At 54.0% G+C, this 15,277-nt stretch carries 14 protein-coding genes; 4 read left to right on the forward strand and 10 right to left on the reverse strand.

Translation table 11 applies throughout. From position 1 onward, the window contains the following. Positions 1-275: 275 nt before the first annotated feature. Positions 276-1,319, forward strand: coding sequence for a quinolinate synthase NadA (nadA, locus tag C2U53_RS17355; RefSeq protein ID WP_043001337.1), 1,044 nt, complete (start codon positions 276-278; stop codon positions 1,317-1,319). A 25-nt stretch (positions 1,320-1,344) separates the two neighbouring features. Beyond that, a complete protein-coding gene (gene pnuC, locus C2U53_RS17360; RefSeq protein WP_044256522.1) occupies positions 1,345-2,064 on the forward strand; it encodes a nicotinamide riboside transporter PnuC in 720 nt (239 codons plus the stop codon). On the opposite strand, the gene zitB is transcribed toward pnuC, so the two are convergent. Next, positions 2,061-3,002 carry a CDF family zinc transporter ZitB gene (zitB, locus tag C2U53_RS17365; RefSeq protein WP_061070364.1) on the reverse strand — a complete coding sequence of 314 codons (942 nt, stop codon included), beginning with the start codon at positions 3,000-3,002 and terminating at the stop codon, positions 2,061-2,063. The two genes, pnuC and zitB, sit on opposite strands and share 4 nt — an antisense overlap. 124 nt (positions 3,003-3,126) lie before the next feature. Beyond that, the gene (locus C2U53_RS17370; RefSeq protein WP_043001334.1) at positions 3,127-3,501 is read right to left on the reverse strand and encodes a YbgS-like family protein; all 375 of its coding nucleotides are present in this window, start codon (positions 3,499-3,501) and stop codon (positions 3,127-3,129) included. Positions 3,502-3,817: 316 nt separating this feature from the next. Here C2U53_RS17370 and aroG point away from each other — a divergent pair, with 316 nt between their 5' ends. Continuing rightward, complete coding sequence (gene aroG, locus C2U53_RS17380; RefSeq protein WP_043001333.1) at positions 3,818-4,870, forward strand: 3-deoxy-7-phosphoheptulonate synthase AroG; 1,053 nt, start codon at positions 3,818-3,820, stop codon at positions 4,868-4,870. 56 nt (positions 4,871-4,926) lie between these two features. Here the strand turns inward: aroG and gpmA are convergent, their stop codons facing one another. The 6 genes from gpmA to modF all read right to left on the reverse strand — a co-directional run bounded on the left by gpmA (position 4,927) and on the right by modF (position 11,846). Continuing rightward, positions 4,927-5,679, reverse strand: coding sequence for a 2,3-diphosphoglycerate-dependent phosphoglycerate mutase (gpmA, locus tag C2U53_RS17385; protein ID WP_043001332.1), 753 nt, complete (start codon positions 5,677-5,679; stop codon positions 4,927-4,929). A 231-nt stretch (positions 5,680-5,910) separates the two neighbouring features. Next, positions 5,911-6,951: a galactose-1-epimerase gene (gene galM / locus C2U53_RS17395; protein ID WP_044256517.1), complete on the reverse strand. Its 1,041-nt coding sequence runs from the start codon at positions 6,949-6,951 to the stop codon at positions 5,911-5,913. Further along, positions 6,945-8,093: a galactokinase gene (gene galK, locus C2U53_RS17400; protein ID WP_104446157.1), complete on the reverse strand. Its 1,149-nt coding sequence runs from the start codon at positions 8,091-8,093 to the stop codon at positions 6,945-6,947. The genes galM and galK overlap by 7 nt, the downstream gene beginning before the upstream one ends. A 2-nt stretch (positions 8,094-8,095) precedes the next feature. Beyond that, positions 8,096-9,142 (reverse strand): galactose-1-phosphate uridylyltransferase, encoded by a 1,047-nt coding sequence (gene galT / locus C2U53_RS17405; protein ID WP_044327774.1) that lies wholly within the window; start codon positions 9,140-9,142, stop codon positions 8,096-8,098. An 8-nt stretch (positions 9,143-9,150) separates the two neighbouring features. Continuing rightward, positions 9,151-10,167 (reverse strand): UDP-glucose 4-epimerase GalE, encoded by a 1,017-nt coding sequence (gene galE / locus C2U53_RS17410; RefSeq protein ID WP_043001328.1) that lies wholly within the window; start codon positions 10,165-10,167, stop codon positions 9,151-9,153. A 206-nt stretch (positions 10,168-10,373) separates the two neighbouring features. After that, entirely contained in the window at positions 10,374-11,846 is a 1,473-nt protein-coding gene (gene modF / locus C2U53_RS17415) for a molybdate ABC transporter ATP-binding protein ModF (protein WP_054176164.1), read from the reverse strand. A 247-nt stretch (positions 11,847-12,093) separates the two neighbouring features. Between modF and C2U53_RS17420 the strand changes: the two genes are divergently transcribed. Continuing rightward, positions 12,094-12,990: a LysR family transcriptional regulator gene (locus tag C2U53_RS17420; RefSeq protein ID WP_044256509.1), complete on the forward strand. Its 897-nt coding sequence runs from the start codon at positions 12,094-12,096 to the stop codon at positions 12,988-12,990. Here the strand turns inward: C2U53_RS17420 and C2U53_RS17425 are convergent. Together C2U53_RS17425 and scpB are read right to left on the reverse strand one after the other, a co-directional pair. After that, complete coding sequence (locus C2U53_RS17425) at positions 12,987-14,465, reverse strand: acetyl-CoA hydrolase/transferase family protein (protein ID WP_104446158.1); 1,479 nt, start codon at positions 14,463-14,465, stop codon at positions 12,987-12,989. The two genes, C2U53_RS17420 and C2U53_RS17425, sit on opposite strands and share 4 nt — an antisense overlap. A gap of 19 nt (positions 14,466-14,484) precedes the next feature. Further along, the gene (scpB, locus tag C2U53_RS17430; protein ID WP_044256718.1) at positions 14,485-15,270 is read right to left on the reverse strand and encodes a methylmalonyl-CoA decarboxylase; all 786 of its coding nucleotides are present in this window, start codon (positions 15,268-15,270) and stop codon (positions 14,485-14,487) included. Between the last annotated feature and the right edge of the window lie 7 nt (positions 15,271-15,277).

The raw sequence follows: 15,277 nt of genomic DNA on the forward strand, positions 1-15,277 counted from the left end.
CTTTTTGCTATGCGCAGAATGTAACGATTCGAACCTGCGTAGCGCCTGATGACGCTTCGTTTACCAGGCCGACAATGATTGATCGGGTCAAAGGCTACGCCCTTCCTGTCCGGATAAGACGTCAGTCGCCATCCGGCATTATCAAGCGCAATTGTTGTGACTTTTGCCGCTCAATCCGCTATCTTGTTTAGCATATAAAACAAATATGACCGATCATGGCATGCATCACGCCTTAAGTCGGTTAATTCGTTAAGCTAGCAAAACGAGAAAGCATGATGAGCGTGATGTTTGATCCTGAAACCGCAATCTATCCGTTTCCCCCGAAGCCGGTACCGCTGAGTGCCGATGAAAAAGCGTTCTACCGCGAAAAAATCAAGCGTCTGCTGAAAGAGCGTGATGCGGTGATGGTTGCGCACTATTACACCGACCCCGAAATCCAGCAACTGGCCGAAGAGACCGGCGGCTGTATTTCTGACTCACTGGAGATGGCCCGCTTTGGCGCCAATCATCCCGCCTCGACGCTGCTCGTTGCAGGCGTTCGCTTTATGGGGGAGACGGCTAAAATTCTCAGCCCGGAAAAAACCATTTTAATGCCGACCCTCGAGGCGGAATGTTCGCTGGATCTTGGCTGTCCGATCGACGCATTCAGCGCGTTCTGCGATGCCCATCCGGATCGCACCGTCGTGGTTTATGCCAATACCTCCGCGGCGGTTAAGGCTCGCGCCGACTGGGTGGTGACGTCCAGTATCGCGGTTGAACTGATTGAGCATCTGGATAGTTTGGGTGAAAAAATCATCTGGGCACCGGATCGCCATCTCGGAAAATATGTTCAAAAGAAGACAGGGGCGGATGTCCTTTGCTGGCAAGGGGCGTGCATTGTCCATGACGAGTTCAAAACGCAGGCGCTGAGTCGCATGAAAGGTTTATACCCGGACGCCGCGATCCTGGTTCACCCGGAATCACCGCAGGCGATAGTGGATATGGCTGATGCTGTCGGTTCCACCAGCCAGCTCATTAATGCAGCTAAAACGCTGCCACATCAGCAACTTATTGTTGCTACCGATCGGGGTATTTTCTACAAAATGCAGCAGGCGGTACCGGACAAAGAGTTGCTGGAAGCGCCCACAGCCGGAGAAGGCGCCACCTGCCGCAGCTGCGCGCACTGTCCATGGATGGCGATGAACGGCCTTAAAGCCATCGCTGAGGGGCTGGAGCAGGGTGGGCAGTCCCATGAGATTCAGGTTGACGAAGCGCTGCGAGAAGGCGCATTAGTGCCGTTAAACCGTATGCTGGAATTTGCGGCTACACTACGTGCGTAGATAATCACACGCTCCGGGGGAAAAGATGGACTTTTTTAGCACGCAGAACATTCTGGTACATATACCCATTGGTGCTGGGGGGTACGATCTGTCGTGGATCGAAGCGATAGGCACTATCGCGGGGTTGTTGTGTATTGGTCTCGCCAGTATGGAGAAGATCAGCAACTACGTTTTTGGCCTGATTAACGTCACGCTGTTTGCGATCATCTTTTTCCAGATCCAGCTCTACGCCAGCCTGCTGTTGCAGCTTTTCTTTTTCGCCGCCAACATTTACGGCTGGTATGCGTGGTCGCGGCAGACCACGCAGAATGAGGCGGAGCTCAAGATTCGCTGGCTGCCTCTGCCGAAGGCGTTGGGCTGGCTGGCGGTTTGTGTGGTGGCGATCGGTTTGATGACAGTCTATATCGACCCGGTCTTTGCTTTTCTGACCCGTATTGCGGTATCGATCATGCAGATACTTGGCCTGCAGGTTGCTGTACCGGATTTACAGCCCGATGCCTTCCCGTTCTGGGATTCCTGCATGATGGTTTTGTCGATCGTGGCGATGATCCTGATGACCCGCAAATACGTTGAGAACTGGCTGCTCTGGGTGGTGATCAATGTGATTAGCGTGGTGATCTTTGCCCTGCAGGGGGTCTATGCGATGTCGCTGGAGTACCTGATCCTGACCTTCATTGCGCTTAACGGTAGCCGGATGTGGATTAACAGCGCGCGCGAACGAGGCTCACACGCGCTGTCCCATTAGTGGTGATGATGTGAATGGCCGGACACTTTCTGATTGAGATCGCAGTCCGGCCCGTGACAGGGCTGATATTCCATCTGAATGGTGGCGTGTGCAATCTGGTAATGATGAATCAGAAAATGCTGGATGCGCGCCAGCAGCCCGTCATGATCGTGCGGTGGGATCACCTGTACATGCAGGGTCATGACCGGTTTTTCCCCCACCATCCACACGTGTACGTGATGGACGTTTCGCACTTCAGGAAGCTCCCTGCTGAGGTGGCGCTGCAGCGCAGCGATATCCAGCGAAACCGGGGCACCTTCCAGCAACTCATTCACGCTATCTTTCAATAAGCGCCACGCACTGCGCAGGACCAGCAGTGAAACCAGTATTGACAGAATAGGGTCGGCAGGCGTCCAGCCGGTCCAGATAATAATCACCGCCGCGATGATGGCCCCCACAGAACCCAATAAATCCCCCATCACATGCAACGCCGCGGCGCGTACGTTCAGGTTTTTCTCTTCGCTGCCGCGGTGGAGGATCCAGAAGGCAAGGATATTCGCCAGCAATCCGGCGATGGCGATGACCATCATCATGCCGCCCGCCACCGGACGCGGCGTGTAGAAGCGCTCAATCGCCTCCCAGACGATTAAAATCGTAATCACGACTAATGCAATCGCATTGACGAAAGCGGCCAGCGTCGTCAGTCTCAGCCAGCCAAAGGTGTGGCGGATAGTCGGCGGTCGGCGGGCGAACTGAACGGCCAATAGCGCAAACAACAGTGCGGCGGCATCGGTCAGCATATGCCCTGCGTCGGCGAGCAACGCCAGTGAACCGGATAAAATCCCGCCCACTACCTCCAGCAACATAAAGCCTGCCGTGATGCAAAACGCGAGCATCAGACGGCGGGCGTTGCCATCCTCGGGCAGATGAGGGGCCGAATGTGAGTGTGAGTGCGCCATAATGTCATCCCTTGGGTATTCTTTTCTTAACTGTATGACATCATACCGTTTCTGGATTAATAAATTAAAAAAGGAGAGCCTGAGCTCTCCCGTTATTAGCCATTTTCAGTGTTACTGATCAGTGTTACTGAGTGGTGCCATCGGTTTTAGTATCAACGTCGTTGTTAATGCCATTTCCGGTTTCCACTTTTTTATTCACATCCGGGCAGCGCCCGTCCTTACACATGGTGTTTTTGTGCACCTCATCTTTGGTCATCCCCTCATGGTTCATCGATGAACCATTCGGATGCAGCATTGTGCCACCTGAGTTGATGTTGTCGTTATCGACATTATTTGGCGCCACGTTTTCTTTTGCATCCGGAGCGACCTGGCCTGCGTCGGCGGCGGCGTTCGCCTGGCCATTATTGGTCTGGGCGCTGGTTTCGGCTGCCAGCGCTGCGCCGCTGGCAAGGCTGAGCGTAGCGGTCAGGAAAAGTGAAGCTAATTTTGTCATTTTCATCAGATGCTCCTGTTATGGTTGAGATGTCGGATAACGTCTTCCAACAGTGCATATGCCAGTCAAGGGTCAGGCAATGGTTAACGATCTCAAACGAGCGCAAAGGCTCAGCAGAGAATCTTGAAAAGATTCATAAACAGAGTGGTTACAGTTAAAAATTGTAGGTTAGATCTCGTTTTTCGCTACTTTGTGGCGTTTTTTAGCTGAATTCCAGGATTATTCCGTCCGAAGTGTAAAAGCCCGTTTACACTTTTTGGCTGAGGATATAGATTGGAGGGATTGCATTCATTTAGATAAGTATGGCAACGCTGGAATAATCATGAATTATCAGAACGACGATTTACGTATTAAAGAGATCAACGAGTTATTACCCCCTGTCGCACTGCTGGAAAAATTCCCCGCTACAGAAAATGCCGCCAACACGGTTGCCCATGCGCGTAAAGCCATTCACAAAATTTTGAAGGGGAATGACGATCGCCTGCTGGTGGTGATTGGGCCGTGCTCTATTCATGATCCTGTGGCGGCGAAAGAGTACGCAGGTCGTCTGCTGGCGCTGCGCGAAGCGCTGAAAGGCGAGCTGGAAATCGTCATGCGTGTCTACTTTGAAAAACCGCGTACGACCGTTGGCTGGAAAGGGCTGATTAACGATCCGCACATGGATAACAGCTTCCAGATCAATGACGGTTTGCGCATTGCGCGTAAGCTGCTGCTGGATATTAACGACAGCGGCCTGCCGACGGCAGGGGAATTCCTCGATATGATCACCCCGCAATACCTGGCGGACATGATGAGCTGGGGCGCGATTGGCGCGCGTACTACCGAATCTCAGGTTCACCGTGAGCTGGCGTCGGGTCTTTCTTGTCCGGTCGGCTTCAAGAACGGTACTGATGGCACCATTAAAGTGGCGATTGACGCCATCAACGCCGCTGGTGCACCGCACTGCTTCCTGTCTGTCACCAAATGGGGTCACTCTGCCATTGTGAATACCAGCGGTAACGGCGATTGCCATATCATTCTGCGCGGCGGCAAAGAGCCGAACTACAGCGCTGCACATGTCGCGGCGGTGAAAGAGGGTCTGGCGAAAGCGGGTCTGCCTGCGCAAATCATGATTGATTTCAGCCATGCCAACTCCTGTAAGCAGTTTAAAAAGCAGATGGAAGTTGGGGCTGATGTCTGCCAGCAGATTGCTAACGGTGAGACTGCGATAATGGGCGTGATGATTGAAAGTCATCTGGTAGAAGGCAATCAGAACCCGGACAGCGGTGAGCCGCTGGTGTACGGCAAAAGCATTACCGATGCCTGCATTAACTGGGAAGATACCGACACCATCCTGCGCCAACTTGCGGATGCGGTAAAAGCGCGTCGCGGTTAAGTCTTGCGAATAGAAAGCCGACTCATTGAGTCGGCTTTTTTACGTCGTAAGGTAAATTACTTCGCTTTACCCTGGTTGGCGACGGCAGCCGCTTTCGCCGCGATCTCGTCGGCATTACCCAGATAGTAACGTTTGATTGGCTGGTAGTTTTCGTCGAACTCATACACCAGCGGCACGCCGGTCGGGATGTTCAGTTCGAGGATTTCGTCTTCGCTCAGGTTGTCGAGGTATTTCACCAGCGCGCGCAGAGAGTTGCCGTGCGCAGCGATGATCACGCGCTCGCCGCTCTTCATGCGCGGCAGAATGGTTTCATTCCAGTAAGGGATTACGCGATCGATGGTCAGCGCCAGGCTCTCGGTCAGCGGCAATTCTTTTTCCGTCAGTTTGGCATAGCGCGGATCGTGCCCCGGATAGCGCTCGTCATCTTTGGTCAGCTCCGGCGGGGTCACCGCGAAGCCACGACGCCACTGTTTAACCTGCTCGTCACCGTATTTCTCAGCGGTTTCTGCTTTGTTCAGACCCTGCAACGCACCGTAGTGACGTTCGTTCAGTTTCCAGGATTTCTCAACCGGTAGCCAGGCCTGATCCAGTTCATCCAGGACGTTCCACAGCGTATGGATGGCACGTTTCAGCACAGAGGTATAAGCAAAATCGAAGCTATAGCCTTCAGCCTTCAGCAGTTTGCCTGCTGCTTTCGCTTCACCCACGCCTTTCTCGGACAGGTCAACGTCATACCAACCGGTGAAGCGGTTTTCATTGTTCCACTGGCTTTCGCCGTGGCGTACCAGAACCAGCTTAGTTACAGCCATACTCTCACTCCTCAAGCTTTATCGAATGATAATAATTCTCATTATATTGCCGTGACGGGGCAGCGGCAATGCTTACGCATAACCATAGCGAAAATAGTGCAGCAGTGTAAGGTTCTTGTGAACTCTAAGTTGCGATTTTGTCTTTGAGTGATGGGGATTTGAGCAAGATGCGATATCTTAAGCCCGATACGCAGGCGCTATCGGGCATTTTACATTGGCTGTGCCGCACCATCAGGAAGGAATAAAACGATATTCCGTCAGGCTGGCGTACTCCTCTCCGGGGCGCAGAACGCTGTCTGGCTGCGGCCATTCCGGATGGTTCGGGCTGTCTGGCAGGAATTCGCTCTCCAGCGCCAGGCCCTGATAATCATCGTAGGCGTTCGGTCCGCGTGAAGAGGTGCCACCGAGAAAATTACCGGAGTAAAACTGTAGCGCCGGGGCCGAGGTGTAGACCTCCATCTGCAACTTCCCGTCTTGCGAAGTGAGCAGGGCAACCGGTTTTTTACTGTCGCCTTTTGCCTGCAACAGGAAGGCGTGATCGTAGCCTTTCACTTTGCGCTGGTCGTCATCGGCAAGAAATTCGCTGGCGATCACCTTCGCGGTGCGGAAATCAAATGAGGTTCCGGCGACCGGTTTCAGGCCGTCCCGTGGGATCCCGCCTTCATCCACCGGCAGATATTCATCCGCCAGAAGTTGCAGCTTATGGTTGCGCACGTCGGTTTGATCGCCATCGAGGTTGAAGTAAACGTGGTTAGTCAGATTGACCGGACACGGCTTATCCACCGTCGCGCGATAGGTAATCGAGATGCGGTTGTCATCGGTCAGACGATATTGCGCCGTGGCGCACAAATTGCCCGGAAACCCCTGATCGCCATCGTCGGAGGTGAGGGCGAACAGTACCTGACGTTCGTTCTGATTGACTATCTGCCAGCGGCGTTTATCAAATCCGTTTGGCCCGCCATGTAGCTGATTGACGCCCTGGCTTGGCAGCAGACTGACCGTCTCACCGCTAAACGTGTAACGGCTGTCGGCAATCCGGTTGGCGTAACGGCCAATCGAGGCACCCAGAAACGCCGACTGATCCTGATAATGCTCCGGACTGGCGCAGCCCAGTAACGCTTCACGCACGCTGCCGTCGGAAAGGGGAATACGGGCCGAGAGTAACGTAGCACCCCAGTCCATCAGCGTAACCACCATCCCTGCGTCATTGCGCAGGGTTAGCAGGCGGTACGGCTGACCATCGGGTGCCAGTGCGGGTGTTTCATTCAGCACTGTCCTGCTCCTTGTGATGGTTTGCACACATAGAATGTTTCTTTGATACCGGTTTTAGCTTCGTACTGTGCAGCCACGGCTTGCTGGACGGCAGGGACCAGCGCTTCCGGGATCAGCGCCACAACACAACCGCCAAATCCACCGCCGGTCATGCGTACACCGCCTTTCTCCCCGATTGTGGCTTTGACAATGTCAACCAGCGTATCAATCTGCGGCACGGTGATTTCAAAATCATCACGCATTGAGGCGTGCGATTCCGCCATCAGTTGCCCCATGCGTTGCAGATCGCCTTTTTCCAGCGCGCTGGCGGCTTCAACAGTACGTTCATTCTCAGTTAACACGTGACGGACGCGTTTGGCAACCAGTGGGTCCAGTTCATTCGCTACGGCGTTAAAGGTATCGAGACTGACATCACGCAATGCCGGTTGCTGGAAGAAACGCGCGCCTGTTTCGCACTGCTGACGGCGAGTGTTGTACTCGCTACCGACCAGCGTGCGCTTAAAATTGCTGTTGATGATGACGATCGCTACGCCTTCTGGCATTGAGACCGCTTTGGTGCCCAGCGTGCGGCAGTCGATCAGCAGGGCATGATCTTTCTTGCCCAGCGCGGAGATGAGCTGATCCATAATCCCACAGTTACAGCCGACAAACTGGTTTTCCGCTTCCTGACCGTTGAGCGCAATCTGCGCGCCGTCCAGTGGCAGATGGTAAAGCTGCTGGAACACGGTACCGACGGCCACTTCCAGCGAAGCGGAAGAGCTCAGCCCCGCGCCCTGTGGGACATTACCGCTGATCACCAGGTCTGCGCCACCAAAGCTGCTGTCGCGCTTGAGCAGGTGCTTCACCACGCCGCGTACGTAGTTTGCCCACTGCTGGCTGTCATGGGTGACGATAGGAGCATCAAGAGAAAACTCGTCAGTCTGATTATCGTAATCGGCCGCAATGACACGGATCTGGCGGTCGTTGCGGGCAGCGCAACTGATCACGGTTTGATAATCAATGGCGCAGGGCAACACAAAACCGTCGTTATAATCGGTGTGTTCGCCGATGAGATTGACGCGGCCTGGCGCCTGAATAGTGTGGGTTGCAGGGTAGCCGAATTTTTCAGCAAACAGAGATTGTGTTTTCTCTTTCAGACTCATTTTTATACTCCGGATTCGCGAAAATGGATGTCGCTGACCGCGCGCAGACGCTCTGCCGCTTGTTCTGCTGTGAGATCGCGCTGGGTTTCGGCCAGCATTTCGTAACCGACCATAAATTTGCGGACGGTCGCGGAGCGTAGCAGCGGCGGATAAAAGTGCGCGTGTAGCTGCCAGTGTTCGTTCTCTGCACCGTTAAACGGCGCGCCGTGCCAGCCCATTGAATAGGGGAAAGAGCACTGGAACAGGTTGTCGTAACGACTGGTCAGTTTTTTCAACGCCAGCGCAAGGTCTGCGCGCTGTTCGTCGGTCAAATCAGTAATGCGCAGCACATGCGCTTTCGGCAGTAATAGCGTTTCGAAGGGCCAGGCTGCCCAGTAAGGGACGACAGCCAGCCAGTGATCGGTTTCTACTACCGTACGGCTGCCGTCAGCCAGTTCACGCTGCACATAGTCAACCAGCATCGGCGACCCCTGCTCAGCAAAATAAGTTCTTTGCAGGCGATCTTCGCGTTCAGCTTCGTTTGGCAGGAAACTGTTGGCCCAAATCTGGCCGTGGGGGTGGGGATTCGAGCAGCCCATCGCCGTGCCTTTGTTTTCAAAGACCTGTACCCAGGGATAACGTTTCCCAAGATCAGCGGTTTGCTCTTGCCAGGTTTTCACTATTTCTGTCAGGGCAGGAATGCTAAGCTCCGGCAGGGTTTTACTGTGATCCGGTGAAAAGCAAATAACGCGACTGGTGCCGCGTGCGCTCTGGCAGCGTATCAGCGGGTCGTGACTGTCCGGCGCGTCAGGCGTATCCGTCATCAGCGCGGCAAAGTCGTTAGTGAACACAAACGTCCCACTGTAATCCGGATTTTTATCACCGGTGACGCGGGTATTGCCCGCGCACAGGAAACAGTCGGGATCGTGTGCTGGCAGTACGTCACTAGAGGGCGTTTCTTGCGCCCCTTGCCAGGGACGTTTGGCACGATGCGGCGACACCAGAATCCACTGTCCGGTGAGCGGATTAAAACGACGATGCGGATGATCGACGGGGTTGAATTGACTCATGATATTTCTTAATCCTCGTATCCCTGCGGATGACGCGACTGCCAGTGCCAGGTGTCCTGCGCCATCTCATCAAGCGTGCGCGTGACACGCCAGTCCAGTTCGCGGTCGGCTTTGCTGGCATCTGCCCAGTAGGCTGGCAGGTCGCCATCACGACGCGGAGCAAAATGATAATTCACCGGTTTTCCGCAGGCTTTGCTGAAGGCTTTGACCACGTCCAGCACGCTGCTGCCGACGCCTGCGCCGAGGTTGTAAATATGGACGCCCTGTTTGCCCGCCAGTTTTTCCATCGCGGCAACGTGACCATCAGCCAGATCCATCACGTGGATGTAATCGCGGACACCGGTACCGTCTTCGGTCGGATAATCGTTGCCAAAAATGGCGAGGGAGTCGCGACGGCCCACTGCAACCTGGGCGATGTAAGGCATCAGGTTATTCGGGATGCCCTGCGGGTCTTCGCCCATGTCCCCTGATGGATGCGCGCCGACCGGGTTGAAATAGCGCAGCAGCGCGATGCTCCATTCCGGCTGGGCTTTTTGCAGATCGGTGAGGATTTGCTCAACCATCAGCTTACTTTTGCCATAAGGGCTTTGCGGCGTGCCGGTCGGGAAGCTTTCAACGTAAGGGATTTTCGGCTGGTCGCCGTAGACGGTGGCGGATGAGCTGAAAATGAAGTTTTTGACGCCGGCGGCGCGCATGGCACTAATCAGTCGCAGCGTTCCGTTGACATTGTTGTCATAGTATTCCAGCGGCTTTGCAACGGATTCGCCGACGGCCTTCAGTCCGGCAAAATGGATGACGGTGTCAATGGCGTGATCGTGCAGGATCTCCGTCATCAGCGCTTCGTTACGGATATCGCCTTCAACAAACGTTGGATGTTTGCCGCTCAGACGTTCAATAACAGGCAGTACGCTACGCTTACTGTTGCAGAGGTTATCAAGGATGATGACGTCATGACCGTTTTTCAGCAATTGTACACAAGTATGACTTCCTATGTAACCGCTACCACCGGTGACCAGAACTCTCATAATTCGCTCCGTTAAGCTTATGGTATGGAATTACCATAGCATAACAAAGATGCGAAAAGTGTGACATGGAATAAAATAGTGGAATCGTTTACACTCACGATTTCTCACGCTGAGTCATCAATTAATCGATTATAAATCATTAACTTTAAGAATGATTGCGCCTTTTATCCGAAAAAAAAGGGCGCTTTCGCGCCCACGGATGAAAACTAACGCAGCCGCGTTTGCTGATAGGTATAGGTCTCGCCTTCTGGCACAAATTCCAGACGATGGGTAATGCAGGCAGGCGCATCTTCAGCGTGATGGGAGACAAACAGCAGTTGCGTGTCGCCCTCGCTAATCAACACATCGACAAAGCGACGAATAAGCAGGCGGTTCAGCGGATCCAGCCCCTGTAAGGGTTCGTCGAGGATCAGCAGGGTCGGATGCTTAACCAGCGCACGGGCGATCAGCGCCAGTCGCTGTTGTCCCCAGGAAAGACTGTGAAACGGCGCGTCAGCGGTACGTTTGTCGAGTCCCAGAATGTCCAGCCACTGCTGTGCGAGTTTTTGTTGACGATCCGACACGGCCTGATAAATCCCGATGGAATCGAAATAGCCCGACAGAATCACATTGCGCACCGTGGTGCTCACCCGGTAGTCGAGATGCAGACTGCTACTGACGTAGCCAATGTGCTTTTTGATATCCCAGATAGTTTCCCCACTGCCGCGACGACGACCAAACAGCGTCAGATCGTTGCTGTAACCCTGCGGATGGTCGCCGGTGATCAGGCTGAGCAGCGTCGATTTTCCTGCCCCGTTGGGGCCGACAATCTGCCAGTGTTCGCCGGGATCGACCTGCCAGCTCAGACGATCGAGAATAGGGCGATCGTTATACGACACGACGCCATCCCGGAGGATGATCCGCGGCGCATCGGTGGCCAGAGCAGGCTGGGCGGCGGGTTCGTCGGCTTCAGGTAATGCCACCCCTTCCAGTCGCTCGCTATGCGCAAGTTGAGCGATCAGCGCCTGCTGGAGTAAATCGGCTTTCGCGCCGGTTTCCGTTAAGGTGCAGTCGACCAGCACACCGGCATACTGAATAAATGCCGGGATTTCATCAAAGCGGTTCAACACCAGCACCAGCGTGATACCTGACTGATGGAGCGTTTCAAGCAGTCCTGCCAGTTGCTGGCGGGAGGCGACGTCGAGACCGTCAAACGGCTCGTCGAGAATCAACAGGTCCGGCTCAGCCATCAGCGCCTGGCAGAGCAACGTCTTACGCGTTTCGCCGGTAGAGAGATATTTAAAGCGGCGATCGAGCAGGTGAGTGATACCAAACTGCTGCGCCAGCGTCGCGCAGCGGGCCGGGTTGTTCACTTCGTCCTGAATGATTTCCGCCGTAGTGCGTCCGGTATCCTCTTCGCCAGGACTGAGCATATCGGTGTTATTACGCTGCCATTCATCGCTGACCAGTTTCTGCAGTTGCTCGAAGGAGAGGCGTGTTATCCGCGAGAATGCGCACTGGCGTTCACCTTTGAGCAGCGACAATTCGCCGGCCAGCGCGCGTGCCAGCGCTGATTTCCCGCTTCCGTTCGAACCGACAAACGCCCAACTCTCACCCGCGTTTAACGTCACGGAATCCAGGTGAAGCGTTTTTGTGTCGCTAAGACGAAACGTGCCTTGCGAAATTTGCAACGATGACATTTTGTATCCCATTTTATGCAGCAATGAATGACAGGGATACGTGTTCTGCGGAGGAATGTCAATGTGATTAGCACGACTGCGGATAAAAAACAGCGCTTAAATATCGATGTCGATATCTGTGCCGTGCGGCGGTTGCGGCAACAGAACTATCGCTGTTTTGTGAACAACTGCAAAAAAGGGTGACGCGTTATCCAGTATTTTTTCGCAGCCAGTTGAGATGTCATGGCGATGAATAATGGAGTGTTTTATGGATGTTTTTATCTCGAAAAAAATGCGTAATTTCATCCTGTTGGCGCAAACCAATAATATCGCCAGAGCGGCTGAGAAAATACACATGACGGCATCGCCATTTGGTAAAAGCATTTCTGCGCTGGAAGATCAAATTGGCTATACGCTGTTTACCCGTAAAGACAACAGCATAAGCCTGAACAAGGCCGGGCAGGAGTTGTACCAGAAACTTTTTCCGATTTATCAGTCCTTGTCGGCAATCGATAATGAAATTCATCACGCTGCACGTGGTTCGCGCAACATAGTCATTGGCGTCGACAACACCTACCCAACGATTATTTTCGACCAGTTGATTAGCCTGGGCGATAAGTATGACGGCGTGACCGTAAAGTCCGTTGAGTTCAGCGAGAATGAAGTCATTGATGACCTGTTTAGCCGCCAGCTCGATTTTATCATTTCTCCACAGTATGTTTCGGCTCGCGTGCAGGAGCTGGACAATCTGACCATCAGTGAGTTGAAGCCTTTGCGTCTGGGGTTTCTTGTTTCCCGTCGCTACGAGGATAAACAGCCGCAGACGCTTTTGCGTGAACTGCCCTGGCTGCAAATGCGCTTTCAGAATCGGGCCAATTTTGAAGCGATACTGGAAGCGCATATGCGGCCATGCGGTATTAACCCAACGATCATCTATCGTCCCTACAGCTTTATGGCGAAGATAAGCGCGGTAGAGCGCGGGCAGTTTCTGACCGTGATCCCCTGGTTTGCCTGGCGTCTGGTGAATCCGGCAACGTTGAAGTATTTCGATGCGCCCGGCGGTACGATGTATATGCAGGAGTACCTTTACTCCCTGAAAAACCACCGCTATACCGCCACGATGCTTCAGCATATTGCGGAAGATCGTGGCGCAGAGATGGCTTAGCCGAGCATCGAACCGCGTTCAATCAGATTACGGTGCAGATCGAACACGTGGTTGAGATCGTGATGAATGTGCCCGCCAGGCGCACTGGCGAGATAGCGATGTAGATAGTCCTGATAGAGAGGATGCGCACAGTTGTTGATGATCGTGTGCGCCCGTTGTAGCGGTGAGAGTCCCCGCAGATCGGCGATCCCCTGTTCGGTGATGATCACCTTCACGCTGTGCTCGCTGTGATCAACGTGACTGCACATGGGGACGATAGTGGAAATCTTGCCGCCTTTGGCGATGGATGGCGCCATAAAGATAGACAGGTAGGCGTTGCGCTCAAAATCACCGCTGCCGCCAATGCCGTTCATTAGATTCACGCCAGCCACGTGCGTTGAGTTGGCATGGCCGTAGATATCAAACTCCAGCCCGACATTAAGGGCTATTACGCCAAGACGGCGAATAATTTCCGGATTATTCGAGATCTCCTGTGGGCGAAGCACAATACGGCTGGCGAAGAAGTCCATATTGTCATAAATCTTTCGCAAGGAATCAGCGGATACCGTCAGACTGGAGGCGCTGGCTCCGGTGATTTTTCCCGTTTCCAGTAGATGCACGACAGACTCCTGTAACACCTCCGAATACATCATAAAAGACGGAATATCCGGATTTTCACCCAGTCGCGCCATCACGGCATTATTGATATTACCCACCCCGCTTTGCAGCGGCAGAAACTCCGCGGGGATCCGCCCACGCGCCATTTCTTCCAGCAGAAACGTTACGACGTTATCGGCGATTTGCTGGCAGACAGGATTGGCGTTATCCAGCACGTTTCCGCCGTCGGGGAGTTCTGTATCGACCACCGCAATAATCTTGATGGGATCAATCTGCACATACCGGGCGCCCACGCGATCCATCGCATGAAAAATGGGGACGCTGTTGCGACGCGGCGGTGCGCCGGGAATGACGATATCAGCCAGTTCAGCGACGCGTGGGTTATGGTAGTGATTCAGCTCAATGATGACTTTCTTCGCCCGCAGTAGCCAGGTGGGCGCATTGCCGATCCCGCTGGTGAGCCAGACTCGTCCGTCAGGCGCGATCGCCGAGGCTTCAATCACCGCGACGTCAATATCACCAAAGAAACCATAGTTTACCATCTGCGCCACTTCACTCAGATGCAGGTCTACAAATCGAACCTGACCCTGATTGATTTTTTGCCGAAGGCTGCCTGACGTCTGATAGGGCGCACGCCATGAAATGGCGTCAGCCTCAGACAGCGCATCATCGGCGGCAGCGCCAATAGACGCTCCCGTCAATAACCGAATCTGAAACGGTTGTTGCGCCTGATGCAGTTCGCTGGCGCGGCGGGCGATAGCCGCAGGGAGTGCTTTGGGCGAACCGGCGGGGGTAAAGCCGCTGAAAGCAACCATCGCATTGTGCTCAATGACCTGCGCGGCGTCGTCGGCGCTCATCCGTGTCCAGGGGTCTTTCATATCTTGTCCCTTCCTGGTATCAATGGCCCACAAAATTGGGTTTACGTTTATTCATAAACGCGTTCATCCCTTCCTGATAATCTTCGCTGTCGTAAACGGCGCGGCGCATCCCCTGAATACGTTCGAACTCATCGGAATTCATAGTGTGCGCTTCGCCAAGCACGCGTAGCTCTTCTTTGATCACGGCAATGGCCAGCGGCGCTTTTTCCGAGATATGGTGCGCCATCTGCAACGTGAAATCCTCCAGCTCTTCGGCGGCGACGACATGGTTGAGAATGCCGACCGCCATCGCGCGCTGTGCGGTGATAGGGGACGCGGTGAAGATCAGCTCTTTGACGATATGGAAACCCGCATCGCGGGTCAGGTTGTGGATCCCGACCAGATTGTATGGAACGCCAAGGTTGACCGGGGTCATGGAGAACGTGGAGGTACTGGCGGCGATGATCAGATCGGAGCTCATGATCATCTCAAACGCCCCTCCCCAGACGCTGCCTTCGACCATGGAGATCACCGGTTTGGGGTACTTCTGAATCATGCGGGTGATCTGGCGCAGCGGATCGTCATAAGAGAGCGGATCGCGACGTCCGGAGGGAAGTTCATGAATGTCATGACCGGCGGAGAAGACCTTCGCGCCGCTGGGCGCACGCAGGATAATACAGCGAATATCCGGGCGATTGAGATCGCTGAGCGCCAGCATGAGATCATCAATAAAGACTTTGCTCAGGGCGTTCAGTTTGCGGGCATAGTTGAACTCAATGACCGCCACTTTACGGATGATAACAACATTAACGTATTGATAAGACATATTTTTC

Source organism: Citrobacter sp. CFNIH10 (assembly GCF_002934585.1).
GTDB lineage: Bacteria > Pseudomonadota > Gammaproteobacteria > Enterobacterales > Enterobacteriaceae > Citrobacter_A > Citrobacter_A amalonaticus.

Bases quoted from the DNA above. Each gene is read 5' to 3' on its own strand.
- nadA (WP_043001337.1), top strand. From the start codon at position 276: ATGAGCGTGATGTTTGATCCTGAAACCGCAATCTATCCGTTTCCCCCG.
- pnuC (WP_044256522.1), top strand. From the start codon at position 1,345: ATGGACTTTTTTAGCACGCAGAACATTCTGGTACATATACCCATTGGT.
- zitB (WP_061070364.1), bottom strand. From the start codon at position 3,002: ATGGCGCACTCACACTCACATTCGGCCCCTCATCTGCCCGAGGATGGC.
- C2U53_RS17370 (WP_043001334.1), bottom strand. From the start codon at position 3,501: ATGAAAATGACAAAATTAGCTTCACTTTTCCTGACCGCTACGCTCAGC.
- aroG (WP_043001333.1), top strand. From the start codon at position 3,818: ATGAATTATCAGAACGACGATTTACGTATTAAAGAGATCAACGAGTTA.
- gpmA (WP_043001332.1), bottom strand. From the start codon at position 5,679: ATGGCTGTAACTAAGCTGGTTCTGGTACGCCACGGCGAAAGCCAGTGG.
- galK (WP_104446157.1), bottom strand. From the start codon at position 8,093: ATGAGTCTGAAAGAGAAAACACAATCTCTGTTTGCTGAAAAATTCGGC.
- galT (WP_044327774.1), bottom strand. From the start codon at position 9,142: ATGAGTCAATTCAACCCCGTCGATCATCCGCATCGTCGTTTTAATCCG.
- galE (WP_043001328.1), bottom strand. From the start codon at position 10,167: ATGAGAGTTCTGGTCACCGGTGGTAGCGGTTACATAGGAAGTCATACT.
- modF (WP_054176164.1), bottom strand. From the start codon at position 11,846: ATGTCATCGTTGCAAATTTCGCAAGGCACGTTTCGTCTTAGCGACACA.
- C2U53_RS17420 (WP_044256509.1), top strand. From the start codon at position 12,094: ATGGATGTTTTTATCTCGAAAAAAATGCGTAATTTCATCCTGTTGGCG.
- C2U53_RS17425 (WP_104446158.1), bottom strand. From the start codon at position 14,465: ATGAAAGACCCCTGGACACGGATGAGCGCCGACGACGCCGCGCAGGTC.
- scpB (WP_044256718.1), bottom strand. From the start codon at position 15,270: ATGTCTTATCAATACGTTAATGTTGTTATCATCCGTAAAGTGGCGGTC.